This window comes from Flavobacterium sp. (assembly GCF_052437795.1).
Taxonomy (GTDB): Bacteria; Bacteroidota; Bacteroidia; order Flavobacteriales; family Flavobacteriaceae; genus Flavobacterium.
Genome location: NZ_JBQVPA010000006.1, coordinates 36,841 through 52,302 on the forward strand (window position 1 = coordinate 36,841; position 15,462 = coordinate 52,302).

General features: G+C 47.6%; 13 protein-coding genes. 9 read left to right on the forward strand and 4 right to left on the reverse strand.

The window, feature by feature from the left end; genetic code table 11:
* Nucleotides 1-54: 54 nt before the first annotated feature.
* Together ACT6R0_RS16940 and ACT6R0_RS16945 are read left to right on the forward strand one after the other, a co-directional pair.
* The gene (locus ACT6R0_RS16940; RefSeq protein ID WP_444655019.1) at nt 55-534 is read left to right on the forward strand and encodes a septal ring lytic transglycosylase RlpA family protein; all 480 of its coding nucleotides are present in this window, start codon (nt 55-57) and stop codon (nt 532-534) included.
* A 6-nt stretch (nt 535-540) separates the two neighbouring features.
* The gene (locus ACT6R0_RS16945; protein WP_444655020.1) at nt 541-915 is read left to right on the forward strand and encodes a septal ring lytic transglycosylase RlpA family protein; all 375 of its coding nucleotides are present in this window, start codon (nt 541-543) and stop codon (nt 913-915) included.
* A 44-nt stretch (nt 916-959) separates the two neighbouring features.
* On the opposite strand, the gene ACT6R0_RS16950 is transcribed toward ACT6R0_RS16945, so the two are convergent.
* Nucleotides 960-1,505, reverse strand: coding sequence for a hypothetical protein (locus tag ACT6R0_RS16950; RefSeq protein WP_444655022.1), 546 nt, complete (start codon nt 1,503-1,505; stop codon nt 960-962).
* A gap of 346 nt (nt 1,506-1,851) precedes the next feature.
* Between ACT6R0_RS16950 and ACT6R0_RS16955 the strand changes: the two genes are divergently transcribed.
* The 4 genes from ACT6R0_RS16955 (at nt 1,852) to ACT6R0_RS16970 (ending at nt 8,305) form a co-directional block, all read left to right on the forward strand.
* A complete protein-coding gene (locus ACT6R0_RS16955) occupies nt 1,852-2,340 on the forward strand; it encodes a GbsR/MarR family transcriptional regulator (RefSeq protein WP_444655023.1) in 489 nt (162 codons plus the stop codon).
* Nucleotides 2,341-2,370: 30 nt separating this feature from the next.
* Nucleotides 2,371-3,534 (forward strand): efflux RND transporter periplasmic adaptor subunit, encoded by a 1,164-nt coding sequence (locus tag ACT6R0_RS16960; RefSeq protein WP_444655024.1) that lies wholly within the window; start codon nt 2,371-2,373, stop codon nt 3,532-3,534.
* 6 nt (nt 3,535-3,540) lie between these two features.
* Nucleotides 3,541-6,705: an efflux RND transporter permease subunit gene (locus ACT6R0_RS16965; RefSeq protein WP_444655025.1), complete on the forward strand. Its 3,165-nt coding sequence runs from the start codon at nt 3,541-3,543 to the stop codon at nt 6,703-6,705.
* A 187-nt stretch (nt 6,706-6,892) separates the two neighbouring features.
* Complete coding sequence (locus tag ACT6R0_RS16970; protein WP_444655027.1) at nt 6,893-8,305, forward strand: efflux transporter outer membrane subunit; 1,413 nt, start codon at nt 6,893-6,895, stop codon at nt 8,303-8,305.
* A 131-nt stretch (nt 8,306-8,436) separates the two neighbouring features.
* On the opposite strand, the gene ACT6R0_RS16975 is transcribed toward ACT6R0_RS16970, so the two are convergent.
* A complete protein-coding gene (locus ACT6R0_RS16975; RefSeq protein ID WP_444655028.1) occupies nt 8,437-9,462 on the reverse strand; it encodes a hypothetical protein in 1,026 nt (341 codons plus the stop codon).
* Between the two features lie 206 nt (nt 9,463-9,668).
* Here ACT6R0_RS16975 and ACT6R0_RS16980 point away from each other — a divergent pair, with 206 nt between their 5' ends.
* Complete coding sequence (locus ACT6R0_RS16980) at nt 9,669-10,559, forward strand: winged helix-turn-helix domain-containing protein (protein ID WP_444655029.1); 891 nt, start codon at nt 9,669-9,671, stop codon at nt 10,557-10,559.
* 145 nt (nt 10,560-10,704) lie between these two features.
* Entirely contained in the window at nt 10,705-11,763 is a 1,059-nt protein-coding gene (locus ACT6R0_RS16985) for a PA0069 family radical SAM protein (RefSeq protein ID WP_444655030.1), read from the forward strand.
* Between the two features lie 67 nt (nt 11,764-11,830).
* Here the strand turns inward: ACT6R0_RS16985 and ACT6R0_RS16990 are convergent, their stop codons facing one another.
* Together ACT6R0_RS16990 and ACT6R0_RS16995 are read right to left on the reverse strand one after the other, a co-directional pair.
* Nucleotides 11,831-12,802, reverse strand: a complete 972-nt coding sequence (locus ACT6R0_RS16990; protein WP_444655031.1) for a YpdA family putative bacillithiol disulfide reductase — start codon at nt 12,800-12,802, stop codon at nt 11,831-11,833.
* On the reverse strand, nt 12,790-13,263 hold the full coding sequence (locus ACT6R0_RS16995; protein WP_444655164.1) for a CYTH domain-containing protein: 474 nt from the start codon (nt 13,261-13,263) through the stop codon (nt 12,790-12,792). The genes ACT6R0_RS16990 and ACT6R0_RS16995 overlap by 13 nt, the downstream gene beginning before the upstream one ends.
* 141 nt (nt 13,264-13,404) lie before the next feature.
* Here ACT6R0_RS16995 and ACT6R0_RS17000 point away from each other — a divergent pair, with 141 nt between their 5' ends.
* Nucleotides 13,405-15,444 carry a recombinase gene (locus tag ACT6R0_RS17000; RefSeq protein WP_444655033.1) on the forward strand — a complete coding sequence of 680 codons (2,040 nt, stop codon included), beginning with the start codon at nt 13,405-13,407 and terminating at the stop codon, nt 15,442-15,444.
* Nucleotides 15,445-15,462 lie beyond the last annotated feature (18 nt).

Genomic DNA, 15,462 nt, shown 5'->3' on the forward strand with positions numbered 1-15,462 from the left:
TTTTTTTATCCGTGGCATATTATTTGTTTAATAAAGGACCAAAATAAACTTATTATGAAGAATAGTAGTCTTATTTTCAGTGCCGCTTTATTATTTATAATAATAACTGGCTTCGCAACTACTGAAACTGTTGCCGTAAGAAAAATTGAAAAACCTGTTGCTGCCATTACTGTGGCAGATACGACCGAAGCGGCTGTTGCCGAAAAACCGGAAACCCCAAAGCTTACCCTGTATAAAAAGAGCGCGTTGGCTACTTACTATGCCGACAAGTTCAATGGCAGGAAAACCAGCAGTGGCGAACGTTTCCACAACAAGCACTATACTGCTGCCCACATGAAGCTCCCTTTCGGGACCATGGTGCGCGTTACCAACGAATCAAACGGTAAGTTCGTAGATGTTAAGGTGAATGACCGTGGGCCTTTCAGCAAAAAACTCGAGATCGACCTTACCAAGACCGCCTTTATGGAGATCGCATCAAACAAAGGATGCGGCTCGTTCAAAGTGAAAATGGAGATCATCGATAAGGAAAAATAATCCCCTATGGCCAAAAGGATCGCCGTACTGCTTATTTTTACAGTCATTGCTGTTGGATGTTCATCGTCTAAAGGTGCATTTGGCATATATGATAAAAATGCCGTTGCCTGCTATTATGCCGATAAGTTCAACGGCAATAAAACAGCAAGCGGCGAGAAATTCAGTAACAGCAAATATACCGCAGCACACAAGAAACTAGCCTTTGGCACGAAAGTAAAAGTGACCAACAAAGCCAATGGCAGATCAGTCGTTGTGATTATCAACGACCGTGGTCCATTCTCTGCAGGAAAGGATATCGACCTTTCCAAAAAAGCTTTTATGGACATTACTGACAATAAAAACCATGGGAATTTAAAGGTTACGCTGGAGATAGCGAAGTGATCTGATTCGATGTAAGTAGACAAAGGCTGTAATGGTTGGAGTGTTTAACCACCTATCTCGTCGACCTTGGACTTATTGTGTTTATGCCTGACATAAAAGTGACCTATCCCTTCATTTTTTTCTAATAAGCTATACAAACTATCTGATCGTTTTAGATCGATCTTTACGCCATAGCCATTTCGGTAAATTTTTTCTAATTCAGCTTGGCAATCAATATCATTTTTTTTGGCGCCCTTAACTAGGTATGACATAGCAAATTCTTTATCAGGTGCATTTAAATTAGCCAACTTTCTTATTTCATACTTAAAATTATTATTTAATTCAACCATAGATCTATAAATTTCATAATATGATCGCTGATTATCGAACTTATGGTTCATAATAAGTGATACAGATAGTTGTTCATATTTTATATCTGCATTTTGTGCAGATTCAAGATAGCTTCCATACATGAAATCATCACCACTTTTTAGAGCTTGAGCCTTTAAATTTTCCCTCCTAAGGGTCTCTTTTTCTTTTTGTGTGTAAATTTCTTCTTTTGATGTACACGCCGTGAAAGAAATAAGTAGTAAGATAAATATCTTCTTCATAAATTGATAAGTTTTAAACTTCATGATCAATAATTTTTTGCCAAATACTTTTATATGCCTAATTTTTCGTTGCCACCGACACTAAGCTCCATTGTATAGAAGTGAGAACATTTGGTTTTTTTGCGGTATAAACGTAAGTATTTTTTTTAAGACTACTCTTCCTGTTGCAAAGTTCTCCCCGCTTCTGCCAGCCCTTTCGGGCTCGCTGGTACCAAGATCGCCTTTCGATCTTACATCGAATTAAAAAGCATCATCTTTTTCTTAACAAATTTTTAACGCAAATTTCAGTTCGGTTGGTTCGGCTCGTAACGAACTAAGTTTTATCTTTGCCAAAAATTTTTAATAAATGTCCGACACCCAGAAAGAGAAGGAAGAGTTGATAGAGATGTTTGGCATCCATTTCGAAAAGTTTCACCATATGCCGCCCCTTGGGGCACGTATTTTTGCCACCATCATATTAGATGCCTGCGGAAAGGGGATAACCTTTGAAGACCTTGTAGAAAGAATGGCCGCAAGTAAGAGTTCGGTGTCAACGAATGTGAACCTGCTGCTTAGCCTCGGAAAGATCACCTACTACACACTGCCGGGCGACCGTAAAAAATATTTTAAGCCATCTCCCTTCAGCGAGCGCTTTAGCAATTACATGAAGATGATCGAGTTTGAAAAAATGATAGTGGACCGTATGCTGGCCTACCGCGAAAAGACTGCGATGTGCGTAGCCGAAAAAGGGGACCTTGAGAAAACGAAGGCGTATAAAGAGCACATTTTACAGATGGAGGAGCTGCTTACCAATACCATCAACAAGTTTAAAGAAATAGAGAACAATAACAAATGATCATCAATCCAAAAAACAAATAGTTACCCCATGAAAAAAAGATCCTTAGCAGGCGCGTTGGCCGCCTTACTCATGATAATATCGTGCGGCAAAAAAGAAGACCAGGCCGCACAGGCTGCCCCACCGCCAATGCCGTTCCCGGTACAGGCGATAGTTAAGCAGGACGCACTGGTGTTTGAAGAATATACCGCCAACCTCGAAGGGCAGCAAAATGTAGAGATACGTCCGAAAGTGAACGGGTTCATCCAGAAGATATATGTAGACGAAGGCCAACAGGTACGCAAGGGCCAGCTGCTCTTTAAGCTGGAAACCCAAACCCTGAACCAGGATGCTGCTGCCGCAAAAGCCAATGTCACTGCCGCACAGGTAGAGGTTGACAGGCTGAAGCCGCTGGTGGACCGCAAGATAATTTCCAGCGTACAGCTGGAAACCGCAAAAGCAAGGCTGGCACAGGCCAAAGCAGCCTACAGCGGTGTTGCTGCCAACATTGGCTTTGGCACCATAACATCTCCGGTAAACGGCGTTATAGGGAGCCTTCCGTATAAAGAAGGAAGCCTGGTAAGCGCCACCAACGAACAGCCGCTGACAACAGTGTCTGACACTAAAGGGATGCGTGCTTATTTTTCGATGAACGAAAAGCAGCTTATCGATTTCAGCAGGAGGTTTAACGGTGCCACCCTTCAGGAAAAACTGAAGAATGCCCCGGCTGTAAGCCTGCTCTTGGTTGACGGCAGCGAGTATGAGCAAAAAGGCAGGCTGCAAACGGTGAACGGACTGGCTGATGAAGCTACCGGTACTTCGCAGTTCAGGGCAGATTTCCCAAACCCACAGGCGATATTGAGGAGTGGAAGCAAGGGTATAGTACGCATACCGATCGAACAGAAGGATGTGATACTGGTGCCCCAGATGGCCGTGTTCGATATGCAGGGCAAGCAGATGATCTATGTGGTGAACAAAGATAATACCGTGAAGTCTAAGATCATTACGACCAAAGGCACGGCGGGGCTTAATTACATTGTAAGCGAAGGCCTTGAAGTGGGCGAGACCATCGTGACCGAAGGCGCATCGAAGCTGAAGGATGGCATGGCGATAGTACCGCAGCCGGCTAAAGCCGAAGATGCTCCGGCCCCTAAAGCCGATACCCTTGCCACGAGCAAGACCGAAACCAAAACAACAACCGTTACAAAGAAATAACCTGAGATGCTAAAAGTATTTATAGAAAGGCCGGTACTGAGTACCGTAATTTCGATATTGATAACCATATTGGGTGTACTGGGCCTCATGTCGCTGCCGGTGGAGCAGTACCCTGAGATCGCCCCGCCAACCGTACAGGTCACCGCGACATATACCGGGGCCAATGCTACCACCGTACTTAACTCCGTGGTAATTCCGCTGGAAGAAGAGATCAACGGGGTGGAGAACATGACCTACATGACCTCTACCGCTGCCAACGACGGTACTGCCACAATTAGCGTATTTTTCGAATTGGGCGTTAACCCCGACATTGCCGCGGTAAACGTGCAGAACCGTGTGTCGCGTGCCACGAGCAAGCTCCCAGCTGCTGTTGTACAAACAGGTGTAACTACCGTAAAGAGCCAGACCAGCGCGCTGATGTTCCTGTCGCTATATTCGACCAACAAGGATTATGACGGGACCTTCGTGCAGAACTTCGCCAAGATCAACCTTGTGCCGAAACTGCAAAGGGTTAAGGGTGTTGGCCAGGTGAACGTATTTGGCGGTAAGGACTACTCGATGCGTATATGGATCGACCCCGAAAAAATGGCCGCTTATAACATTGCCCCAAAAGACATACAAGCCGCGTTGCAGGAACAGAACGTAGAGGCTGCCCCGGGTAAATTCGGGGAGAATGCCGAAGGCGTTTACGAATATGTGATAAAATACAAAGGCCGCCTTTCTAAAGTGGAGGAATACGAGAACATCGTTATCAAATCTACAGGCAATGGGAATTTCCTTAAGCTGAAGGATGTTGCCAATATTGAGCTGGGCGCTTTCAACTACGCGCAGAAGAACTTCGGTATGGGCAACAACGGTGTGGCTATGGGTATATTCCAGGCATCGGGTTCCAATGCCAACGACATCATCAAAGAAGTGATGACTATCATGGAGGAAAGCAAATCAAGCTTCCCTGAAGGCATTGACTACGTAATACCGTTCAATACCAAATCGTTCCTTGATGCTTCGATAGAAAAAGTGGTCTCTACGCTGATCGAGGCCTTCGTACTGGTATTCATCGTGGTGTTCCTGTTCCTGCAGGACCTGCGTTCCACGCTCATCCCTGCCATCGCGGTTCCGGTGGCGATTGTAGGTACGTTCTTCTTCCTCAACATCTTTGGCTTCTCCATCAACCTGCTTACGCTGTTCGCATTGGTGCTGGCCATTGGTATCGTGGTGGATGATGCCATCGTAGTCGTCGAGGCCGTACACGCCAAACTGGACGAGGGCGAACGCTCGCCCCGCAAGGCAACACTATCTGCCATGAGCGAGATCACGGGTGCCATCGTTTCGATAACATTGGTTATGGCGGCGGTGTTCATTCCGGTGTCGTTCCTTCAGGGGCCGTCGGGTGTGTTCTACCAGCAGTTCGCCATTACCCTTGCGGTAGCCATCCTTATCTCAGCGGTAAATGCCTTAACGCTTTCCCCTGCACTTTGTGCATTGTTGCTCAAGCCCCACGACCATGAGCATGAAGGGGAGCATAAAAAGAAGAACCTGAAAGACCGTTTCTTTACCGCCTTCAACGCCGGTTTCGATTCGATGAACAATAAATATACAAGCTCATTGAAATTCCTCGGCAGGAAAAAATGGATAACCGTTATTGCCTTGCTGGTATTCACGGGGATCACATGGCTGCTGTTCAGCACTACGCCGGCAGGGTTCATCCCGAATGAGGATAGGGGTATCATCATGGTCGACCTGACCATGCCTCCGGGTACGACACTTGAGAAAACGCAGGAAGCTGTAAACCAGCTTGACTCGATAATCGTTTCGATGCCTATCGTTGAGGCCAGGATGAGCGTAGTTGGCTTTAGCCTCCTTAACAGGGTCAATGGTGGTTCGTATGCTTTTACCATCATGAAGCTGAAGGACTGGAAGGACCGTAAAGAGGCCAACCAGCATGTGGATGCCGTGGTAGGTGAACTTTTTGGGCGTACCGCAGGCATTAAGGATGCCAAGATACTCTTCTTCACGCCGCCATCGGTGCAGGGCTTCGGTACGGCAGACGGTTTCGAGTTCAAGATACAGGATAAGGGCGATGACGACTGGGCAACTGTGAGCAAGGTGAGCAATGAGTTCCTTGGCGCGCTGATGCAGCGTCCGGAGATACAGTATGCCATTACCAACTTTAACCCGGGATTCCCGCAGTACCAGATGGACATTAATGTGGAAAGGGCGAAGGATGCGGGCGTATCGGTAAGCGACATTTTCAACACCATGCAGGGCTATTATGGCGGATTATACACTACTGACTTTAACCGATTCGGTAAGCAGTTCCGCGTGATGATACAGGCCAAGCCTGAAGCACGGGCTACAGAAAGATCCATCAACAGCATCTACGTACGCAATGCCGAAGGTAAAATGGTCGCGATAAGCCAGTTCATCGATTTTAAGAAGATTTATGGACCGGAAGCCGTATCGCGTTTCAATATGCTTAAGGCGGTGAACGTGAACGGTAAGTCGAAGCCGGGCTTCAGCTCGGGCGATGCCATCAAGGCCATCGAAGAGGTCGCAGCCCAGCATTTGCCGAAATCCTATACCTACGAATTCTCGGGGATGACACGTGAGGAGATCATAGCGGGCAACCAGGCGATAGGCGTGTTCCTGCTGAGCCTTGTATTCGTGTACTTCCTGCTAAGCGCACAGTACGAAAGTTATGTGGTGCCACTGGCAGTACTGTTGTCGCTGCCGGTAGGTATTGCCGGGGCGATAGGTTTCGTGAAGCTGGCGGGACTGGAGAATAACATCTACTTCCAGGTGGCGCTCATCATGCTCATTGGACTTTTGGCGAAAAATGCCATCCTTATCGTAGAATTTGCCATACAGCGGCGTAAGCACGGTATGGAGCTCATGGAAGCTGCTATCGAAGGTGCAAGGGCACGTTTGAGGCCTATCCTCATGACATCGTTCGCATTCATCTTTGGATTGATGCCATTGGCGTTCGCCGGAGGTGTGGGTGCTGTAGGTAACCGCTCGATAGGTATGGGCGCTGTGGGCGGGATGCTTATAGGAACGCTGTTCGGGGTATTTGTTGTCCCGGTACTGTTCGTAATATTCCAAAGCCTGCAGGAAAAAATGACAGCAAAGCGCGTAGCCCGGGAAGCAGCACACGAAAACACTGAAGAATAATCAACTGTCTAAAATATTTTAACCACATAGGAACATAGGATCTATAGTCAAAGGAACAGGAGATCAACATGAGCTCACACAGCTGGAGCAAGCTTCAGCCTTTGTGCCGCTAATTTGAAACTACTGCGAACAAATTAAACCTATGTGCCTATGTGGTTAAATTAACTCAGCGAGAAAACCGAAAAAAATGAAACGCACAATATATAGAATATTGATCATGTCCTTAGGCGGGCTGCTGTTGCAATCGTGTTTTGCGGCAAAGGAATACAGGAAGCCCGACATAAAGGCCGAGAACCTGTACCGTACAGAAATAGTATCTAACGATACCACATCGGTGGCGGACGTGTCATGGGACAAGATCTTTACCGACCCCGTATTGCAGGGGCACATTAAAAAAGGCCTGCAGAATAACTTTGACATCAGGATCGCGATGCAGAATATTATAGCTGCCGAAGCAAGCCTGAAGCAGGGCAAGGCAGGCTATTTTCCTACCCTTAGCCTGGGTGCCGACTGGACGCACCAGGAACTGTCGAAGAACACGCAGTTTGGGCGCATCATCAGCCAAAGTGGCGGAGCGACCAATGTAGACCAGTACCAGCTTACTGCAACATTGGGCTGGGAAGCCGATATATGGGGAAAGATACGCAGTAACAAAAGAGCTTTTGCCGCAGCCTACATGCAGACCATTGCCGCCAACCAGGCTGTGAAAACGCAGGTAATTACTAATATTGCGGCACTGTACTACCAACTGCTTTCGCTGGACGCGCAGCTGAAGGTGGCCGAGTCGACCCTGGTAAACCGTAACCAAAGCGTAGAGGCCATTATAGCATTGAAGGATGCGGGCAATGTGACCGAGGTAGGCGTGAAGCAGACCGAAGCGCAGAAATATGCCACTGAGCTTATTATTGAAGACCTGAGGAACGGCATCGTACTTTTAGAAAATGCCCTGAGCATACAGATGGGCGAACCGGCACGCAAAGTAGAGCGAAGCACATTTGATATGCAGGAACTGAACCCTGAGATAAAGCTTGGGCTTTCTACACAACTCCTCAGGAACAGGCCTGATGTTGTAGCTGCCGAATTTGGTTTTGTCAATGCATTTGAGCTGACCAATGTAGCCCGCGCCAACTTTTACCCGCAATTCAGGATAACCGGTACGGGTGGTTTACAGAGTATTGAGCTGAAGGACTGGTTCAGTACCAACTCACTTTTCGCGAACATCGTATCAGGGCTTACGGCACCCATATTCAATGGAAGGCAGATCCGTACACGCCATGAGATCGCAAAAGCACAGCAGGAGCAAGCCTATGTGAGGTTTGAGCAGGCACTCGTAAATGCAAGTAAGGAAGTGAATGATGCGCTTGCCGACTACAATAATGAGACACGTAAGATCTCGATAAGGGAAAAACAGGTAGATGCCTTAACCAAGGCGGCAGATTATTCCGATGAGTTGCTTACCTACGGCCTTGCCAACTACCTTGAGGTGCTTACCGCCAAGGACAATGCCCTGAACAGCGAACTTCAGCTTATCGACAACCGGTACCAGCAATACCTCGCCATCATTAATATATACAAAGCCCTGGGGGGCGGATGGCGCTAACAGCATAATTGGGAACTTTCCGATTATTTTAGAATTAATTGTTTGTTTTATGTAGACCGCCCGTTGCAGCAATGTACCGGGCGGTTTTGCCTTTGTATTATACAAACCCCTTTGAAGCTTGTGGTCTTGGACTAACATCCCGTATTACCTGCCACGGCATACAATGCATTACTGGCGGCATATATCGTGAATACGCCTTCTTTAATGCCGGGATGAACCCTGCTCCACGTTTTACCCATATCTGCTGAGAGGAATATGCCATCGGGATGGCCGCATACCAAGTAGCTGCCCATTTGAATTATCGACGAGATAGACGAACACGGAGGCAAACCTTTTTCAATGGACTGCCATGTTTTTCCGTAGTCCTGCGAAATAAGGACCATTCTCGAACCGGTCGCGGTGTTATAGGCTATGGCGGCAAACCCTTCCCTGATGTTCTCTACAGCTATGCCCACGCCGCCTTCGCTGACCACCACTTGCCAGTGTTCTCCGTTATCTACTGATCGCAGGATGCCGCCACTGCCTGCTGCAAGGATCACCCCGCCAGACTCTGTGATATCGGTTACCAGTCCATTCTCATACACCTTTTTCCAGTTCTTTCCATCGTCGACCGATCTGTAAAGCCCATAACTGTCATAACCGGCCAGCAGCGTTCCGTCGGATGTTTCAAAAACAGAGCGCATCGAATATTTTTTGAAATTTGTATGCACCGGATGCCAGGCTTCCGTGGTGGGCGCCTTTTGATACATTTGCCCGTTATAGTTGTATGCCACTATCCCTGAGCGGCTGAAGGCAATGGAAGTAGGGGGTGATGAATAGGCACCTTTCAGTTCTGGTACATCTGTTTTTTTCCAAACAGGGGTAATAAGATCGCTTTTACTATGGTACATGGCATTATTTACATGCAGGTACATGTCCGTTCCTCCCACGAAAAAACTGACAGGCTGTTCAGCTGTTGGCATTGTCCCGCTAATGTCCTGCCATGTCTTCCCACCGTCGGGAGATCTTAATATGATGTTGGCAGCACCGGGGTTTTTACTCTTCGCTTTGGTGGCATAGCTTATTGTTTCTTCCGTTCGGGATGCTTTTTGGGCAAAGGAATTCACTAAGAACATCCCCAGGGCAAAGACTGGAATAAATACGATCGATCTTTTCATTTTTTAAAATTTTAAATTAAAACATAGTTGTTAGCAAAGCCGGTCTTCAGGATGCTGAATTCTGACCTTTGTATCATTGCGGGGTCAATTGGCCAGTATGATCACCCGCGAAAAGTTGGTACAGCAAAATTATCTTCATATTTTCGGGCTTGAGGGATATGGATTGTAAATAAAAATGTAAACTTTGTAAATAAAACGCATACAGTATGTTTGATGTCCGAGACCTCTTTTCCGGCAAGCGGCGCTCCATGCCCGTTGTGATGGTACTCTTGCTTATCGCATTCGCCTGCGTGGCTTTCAGTATGTCCGGCGGCGATGATCTTAATGGTGATAGGAGGGAGGTTTTGCTTCGCAAAGTTGGGCATGAATTGCTCCTGCGATCAGGCGACAGTACATCCAGGGTGCTTCCGGTAGAGAAGATAGCCGGGAACGAATACCGGATAGCGTTCGAAAAGGAGTTCGCATTCATGCCGGACACACTTCTAAATATCACAGGCCGGGTGTTGGCCAAAGATCCCGTGGCAAGCGACTATGTAGTTAATGTACATAATTGCGGCAGCACCGGTGTGGTTTACGGATATGCCATATCTAAAGATAAGAAGGACGACATTGTAGCCTGTAGGGGAAGGCTGCAGCCAAAAGGATGTTATACCATCAGTGTAAAATTTAGTTCCGGGGGTATCAACACAGCAAAGAATGGATATCTTTTGGGGAGCCTGCCGTTTTTAGCTTTCGCGGGATTCCTGATCTTCAGGTCGATCAAACCCGGCAAAGCCTCGCCGGGAGCACAACATACCGATGTGCTGGCTTTAGGAGCCGCATCATTTGACCCTAAGAATCGCAAGCTGGTAATAAATGGAACAACCACGGACCTTACCGGCACAGAAACCCGCCTGTTGCTCATTTTTGCACAGTCTCCCAACCAGGCAATAGAGCGAAGCCGCCTTCAAAAAGAAATATGGGAAGATGAAGGCGTGGTGGTCGGCCGTAGCCTGGACATGTTCATTTCAAAACTCAGGAAGAAACTGGAACCTGACCCCAATATTAATATTCTAGTGATACGCGGCAAAGGGTACAAGCTTGAAATAACTCAGTAAATTCATATTCGGGGTATTCATAAGCGTTTCATTTTAGGGCCAGGCAATTATTCTTCTTCGCCAGATTTTTTATGTTGATAATTTTACTATTATATAAGAAAATAATCTAATAGTAATTTTTACCTTTACGCAAAGTGAAGGAACGATGAAACCGGAAAAGATCAGGGGGCAGGGAGCGGTAAGCAATGTGCACAACCATTTTATAAAGAACAGGTATGAGGCCAGCATTTACCAGGATGACTATGAGGAGCAGATCGCCAAAACCGAATTTATTGAGGTATTCCCCAAAACCATTGTAAATCCGGTAAAAAGCCCCGATCTCTCCATGGCCTATTCCATGAACCCTTACCAGGGCTGTGAGCACGGATGTGCTTATTGCTTTGCCCGCCCTACCCATGAATACTGGGGCTACAGCGCGGGCATCGATTTTGAGCGGAAAATAATGGTCAAGAAAAATGCACCGGAATTGTTGGAGCGATTTTTCAAAAGGAGGGGATATAAACCGGAATCGATATTGCTATCAGGCAATACCGACTGCTACCAGCCCATTGAACGCAAACTTCAGATAACACGCAGGATATTGCAGACTTTCCTGGACTACCGCCACCCTGTGAACATCCTGACCAAGAATGCCCTCGTGACCCGCGACCTCGACATCCTAACACAGCTTGCCGAAAAAAAATTGGTAACGGTTTCCCTTAGCATTCCAACCACCAATGAAGAACTGCGCCGTGTGCTCGAACCACGCACATCATCCGTCAATACAAAATTGCAGGCGATAGAAACGCTTTCGCAAAATGGCATACCCGTCAATATCATGGTCGCACCCATCATCCCGGGGCTAAACAGCATGGAAATACTTCCCACGCTGAAGGCCATTGCCGAAAAAGGCGCGCACAGTTTTGGGTACACTTTGGTGCGGTTAAACGATACGGTTGAGCCTGTATTCATAGAATGGCTGGAACAACATTATCCTGACAGGAAAGACAAGGTGCTGCACCAGATCGCCTCCATGCACGGGGGCAAGCTGGGTGAAAAGAAGGTGTACAAGCGGCGCACGGGCGAAGGGAATATCGCGGAGATGATACACACTACCTTTAGGGTGGGCCGCCAAAAATATTTTTCGCACGACAAGGATGAGATATTCCGTCTGCGTACGGACTTATTTGATGGTACAAAAGGGGAACAGCTTAGCTTGTTTTAAGCTCTCCCCAGCCCTGGTAAGGGATGTGGATCAGCTTCACTTGATAATACGGGAATGTACTGTGGAACTATTCCATGATATTGGTCATGATCAACTCCGCGTGCACTCTTGAGTTCTCAATAAACCATTTGTGTGTTTCCATGCCGCCACACACCACACCGGCAAGATATAGTCCCGGTATGTTGGTCTCCATGGTCTCTGGATCGTACTGCGGGGTGCATAGCGCATCGTCACTTATTGCGATGCCGCATTTTTTAAAAAACTCAATATCAGGGCGGTATCCGGTAAGGGCAAGCACAAAGTCGGCCTCAAGGGTCACTTTTCCGTCGGGTGTGAAGATATCCACTCCGTCTTCCCGTATCTCTGTCACCCACGAATAGAAATAGGCCTTGATGGTGCCCTCGGCAATGCGGTTCTCCACATCGGGCTTTACCCAGTATTTTACCCTTGGGTTGATCTCTCCCTTGCGGATCACCATAGTTACATCTGCTCCTTTGCGGTAGCATTCCAAGGCGGCATCTACCGACGAATTGTTGGCCCCGATCACTACTACTTTCCTAAATGCATACTCATGTGCTTCCTTGTAATAATGGCGCACGTGCGGCAGGTTTTCGCCAGGCACAGCGATGGTAATGGGAATGTCATAAAAACCCGTGGCAATAACCACATTTTTAGCCCTGTACCAGCCTTTTGACGAATGGACTATGAATTGCCCCGACTGCTGCTTATTGATCGATATAACGGCTTCGAACAGGTTGATGTTGAGGTCGAAAAGCCGTTGCACATTGCGGTAATATTCCAATGCCTCCTGCCTTCCGGGCTTTGGTGCGATGCAGCTGAAGGGCACATTTCCTATCTCAAGCCTTTCGGCGGTCGAGAAAAAGGTCATGTACAGCGGGTAATTGAAGAGGCTGTTGACCAGTGCGCCTTTTTCGAGGATGAGGTAATTGAGGCCCTTGCGCTGCGCGGCAACACCGCACGCCATGCCGATGGGCCCGCCGCCCACTATAATGAGGTCGTATGGCTTTATTTCTTCCATGTATTGTATGGATGGTTGCTCAGGTAAGCGTTATAATAGCGTTCGTCCCCTGTAACTTCGGTACCCAGCCATTCCGGTCTTTCGTAGTCTTCGTTCTCATCGGCAAGTTCTACTTCGGCAATGATGAGTCCGGTATTCTCGCCAAAGAACTCATCTATTTCAAACGTGTGTTTTCCGCGATCAACTTCATAGCGTACTTTATCGATCGTGCCGTTCTCGCACAATGGCAGCAGCTGTCCGGCATCTGCGACCGATATTTCCTTTTCCCACTCCATGCGGCTGGTGCCGGAGTTATTGCTTTTTCCCTTTATGGTCAGGTAACCGGCATCGCCCTTAACGCGTATGCGTACCGTGCGTTCCGGGTGCGAATTGAGGTATCCCTGGGTAATGCGTTTTTGCGTATGCGCTTCCTTCTTAAAGGCATCGGAAAGCACGAGGAACTTGCGTTCGGTCTCGATCATGGTAATGGTAAATTGTAATGGCAAGGTACGGAATTGGGCTTGAAATCCATTTATTGAAATGCTAACGTTTGTATAAAGTAAGGCGAACGTGCAATGCATTTGGATTGGATTTGTAAATTTACGTTCTAACCTTACTTTTCAATGAAATTCTGGAAGGCCAAACCGAATAGTACAGTTGAGGAATTCTTCAAATTGAATTTTGATGAGAACAGCCTGTGGGAGTACAAGGCCGACGAGGTAGACCTCCTTGCCGAACTTGTTGACCTTTTCCGTCCAAAGGACCTGAAGAGAACGGGCGGGACCAGTATTGAAAGCCTTTTGCAAGTGCTGAGGGATAACCCGCGCTACTGTACGGGACTTTCGCTTTACCTGAAAGGGATATTGAAGGACAAAAGATTCAGCAGGATCCTTACCGACGCGGGGATATTGGCAGATGCCGTTTTCCTGTCGGAGGTAAGGAAACGCCTTTTTGCAAAGCTGATACCCGACCAGCCGCAAAAGGACACGCTTGAATATGTGCTCAACCAGGTGTTTTACCAAAAGACCGACCCTGTTTGGCTAAATTCTATTCCGTATACTCAATTAGAGGAATTTTATATACTGATGAAGTTCCGCTCGCTTTATGTTTCGGCCGAAGCCAAAAGCCCGTTGTCCGAATTGCTGTATGCCATGGAAGTACTGGTGCACCGTATCGCAGGGCGCGCGCTGGAAAGTGAAGTAATAAACATGGTGCCGGAGTATGAAGGGCTTGAAAGCCCGTTCCTAGCCATTCAAAAAGAGTTCGCATTGCTGTCGGAAAAGTTGTTTGCGGAAAGCCGTAATTATATTTCGCCCGATGACATCGGCTACAGGCAAATGCTCATACTGCTTCACCAGTGCGAAGACTATGTGCGGGCGGCTTTTCGCAACAGCGAAAAATATGGTATCTCCATTAGGGTGAACCAAAGCCTGCTGCGCATCCGCCAACAACTGGAGAGGCTTGGGGTACTGTTGCCGATCCTGGCCATTGAGGATGAAAAGGAATCTACGAAAGATTCCATAACCCTGGGGATGAATATCATTGCCTACAACTGCGATAAGAATAATGTTCGCAAGCTCATTAACGAAAGCACTCAACTTTTATCTTACGAGGTAACCCAACATACTGCCGACACGGGCGAGCATTACATAACAAAAGACCGGCGGGAATATGCCAGGATGTTTTGGGCTTCGGCAGGAGGGGGCATGATCGTAGGGATGTTGTGCATCGTGAAGGCTTTCCTTTCAAAAATGGATACCAGCGCTTTTGGACATGCCTTCTTTTACAGCCTAAATTATTCTATAGGTTTCATCACGATCTATGTGCTTGGGTTTACACTGGCAACAAAGCAGCCTGCCATGACCGCATCGGCACTGGTGCGTGCGCTGGAAAGTGGTCGCAAGAGCCAGGTTGGCGAGGACGAAAAGCACCGCGCTTTTGCCGAGTTCTTTGCACGCGTATTCCGGTCACAATTCATTGCTTTTGTGGGCAATGTGTTCGCCACGTTTGGCATGGCGCTGCTCTGCGTTTGGCTCATCGACCTTATTTTCCATTATAACCTCGCCTTGACCAAATGGTACCGCCTGGTCACCGATCAAAGCCCCATACATTCACTGGCGGTGCTGCATGCCGGGATCGCGGGCGTGTACCTTTTCCTTTCGGGCATTATTGCGGGAAGCGTTGCCAACCGCGACAAGCACGAGCATGTGTATTACCGCATACAGGAACACCCGCTGCTTAAAAAAAGCCTGGGCAGGGTAAAAACCAAAAAGCTGGCAGGGCTGTACGAAAAAAAATGGGCAGGCATAATCTCCAATTTCTGGTTTGGCGTGTTCATGGGTACAACGGCATCTATAGGAATATTCCTCGGACTTGATATCGATGTTCGCCACATCACTTTCGCTACCGGAAATCTGGCACTTGGGCTCTACGGCGCCAACTGGAACGTGGCGACCGATCTGATAGTATGGGGGGTCGTGGGAATAGGCATCATCGGCATGATGAACTTCCTGGTAAGCTTTGGGCTTTCATTGGGGCTGGCATTCCGTTCGCGTGCCATCCCGCTTTCCGAGCTTGGCCCCATTTCAAGGTCCATCTGGAGGCATTTCAGGCGAAAGCCGGGGTCATTCTTTTTTCCGGCCTTAGGAAAGCCAAAGCCATAATTTCCGTTAGCCGTAAAA

Coding starts and splice junctions, on each gene's coding strand:
- ACT6R0_RS16960 (WP_444655024.1), top strand. CDS start 2,371: ATGAAAAAAAGATCCTTAGCAGGCGCGTTGGCCGCCTTACTCATGATA.
- ACT6R0_RS16945 (WP_444655020.1), top strand. CDS start 541: ATGGCCAAAAGGATCGCCGTACTGCTTATTTTTACAGTCATTGCTGTT.
- ACT6R0_RS16990 (WP_444655031.1), bottom strand. CDS start 12,802: ATGGAAGAAATAAAGCCATACGACCTCATTATAGTGGGCGGCGGGCCC.
- ACT6R0_RS16940 (WP_444655019.1), top strand. CDS start 55: ATGAAGAATAGTAGTCTTATTTTCAGTGCCGCTTTATTATTTATAATA.
- ACT6R0_RS17000 (WP_444655033.1), top strand. CDS start 13,405: ATGAAATTCTGGAAGGCCAAACCGAATAGTACAGTTGAGGAATTCTTC.
- ACT6R0_RS16950 (WP_444655022.1), bottom strand. CDS start 1,505: ATGAAGAAGATATTTATCTTACTACTTATTTCTTTCACGGCGTGTACA.
- ACT6R0_RS16970 (WP_444655027.1), top strand. CDS start 6,893: ATGAAACGCACAATATATAGAATATTGATCATGTCCTTAGGCGGGCTG.
- ACT6R0_RS16980 (WP_444655029.1), top strand. CDS start 9,669: ATGTTTGATGTCCGAGACCTCTTTTCCGGCAAGCGGCGCTCCATGCCC.
- ACT6R0_RS16985 (WP_444655030.1), top strand. CDS start 10,705: ATGAAACCGGAAAAGATCAGGGGGCAGGGAGCGGTAAGCAATGTGCAC.
- ACT6R0_RS16955 (WP_444655023.1), top strand. CDS start 1,852: ATGTCCGACACCCAGAAAGAGAAGGAAGAGTTGATAGAGATGTTTGGC.
- ACT6R0_RS16965 (WP_444655025.1), top strand. CDS start 3,541: ATGCTAAAAGTATTTATAGAAAGGCCGGTACTGAGTACCGTAATTTCG.
- ACT6R0_RS16975 (WP_444655028.1), bottom strand. CDS start 9,462: ATGAAAAGATCGATCGTATTTATTCCAGTCTTTGCCCTGGGGATGTTC.
- ACT6R0_RS16995 (WP_444655164.1), bottom strand. CDS start 13,263: ATGATCGAGACCGAACGCAAGTTCCTCGTGCTTTCCGATGCCTTTAAG.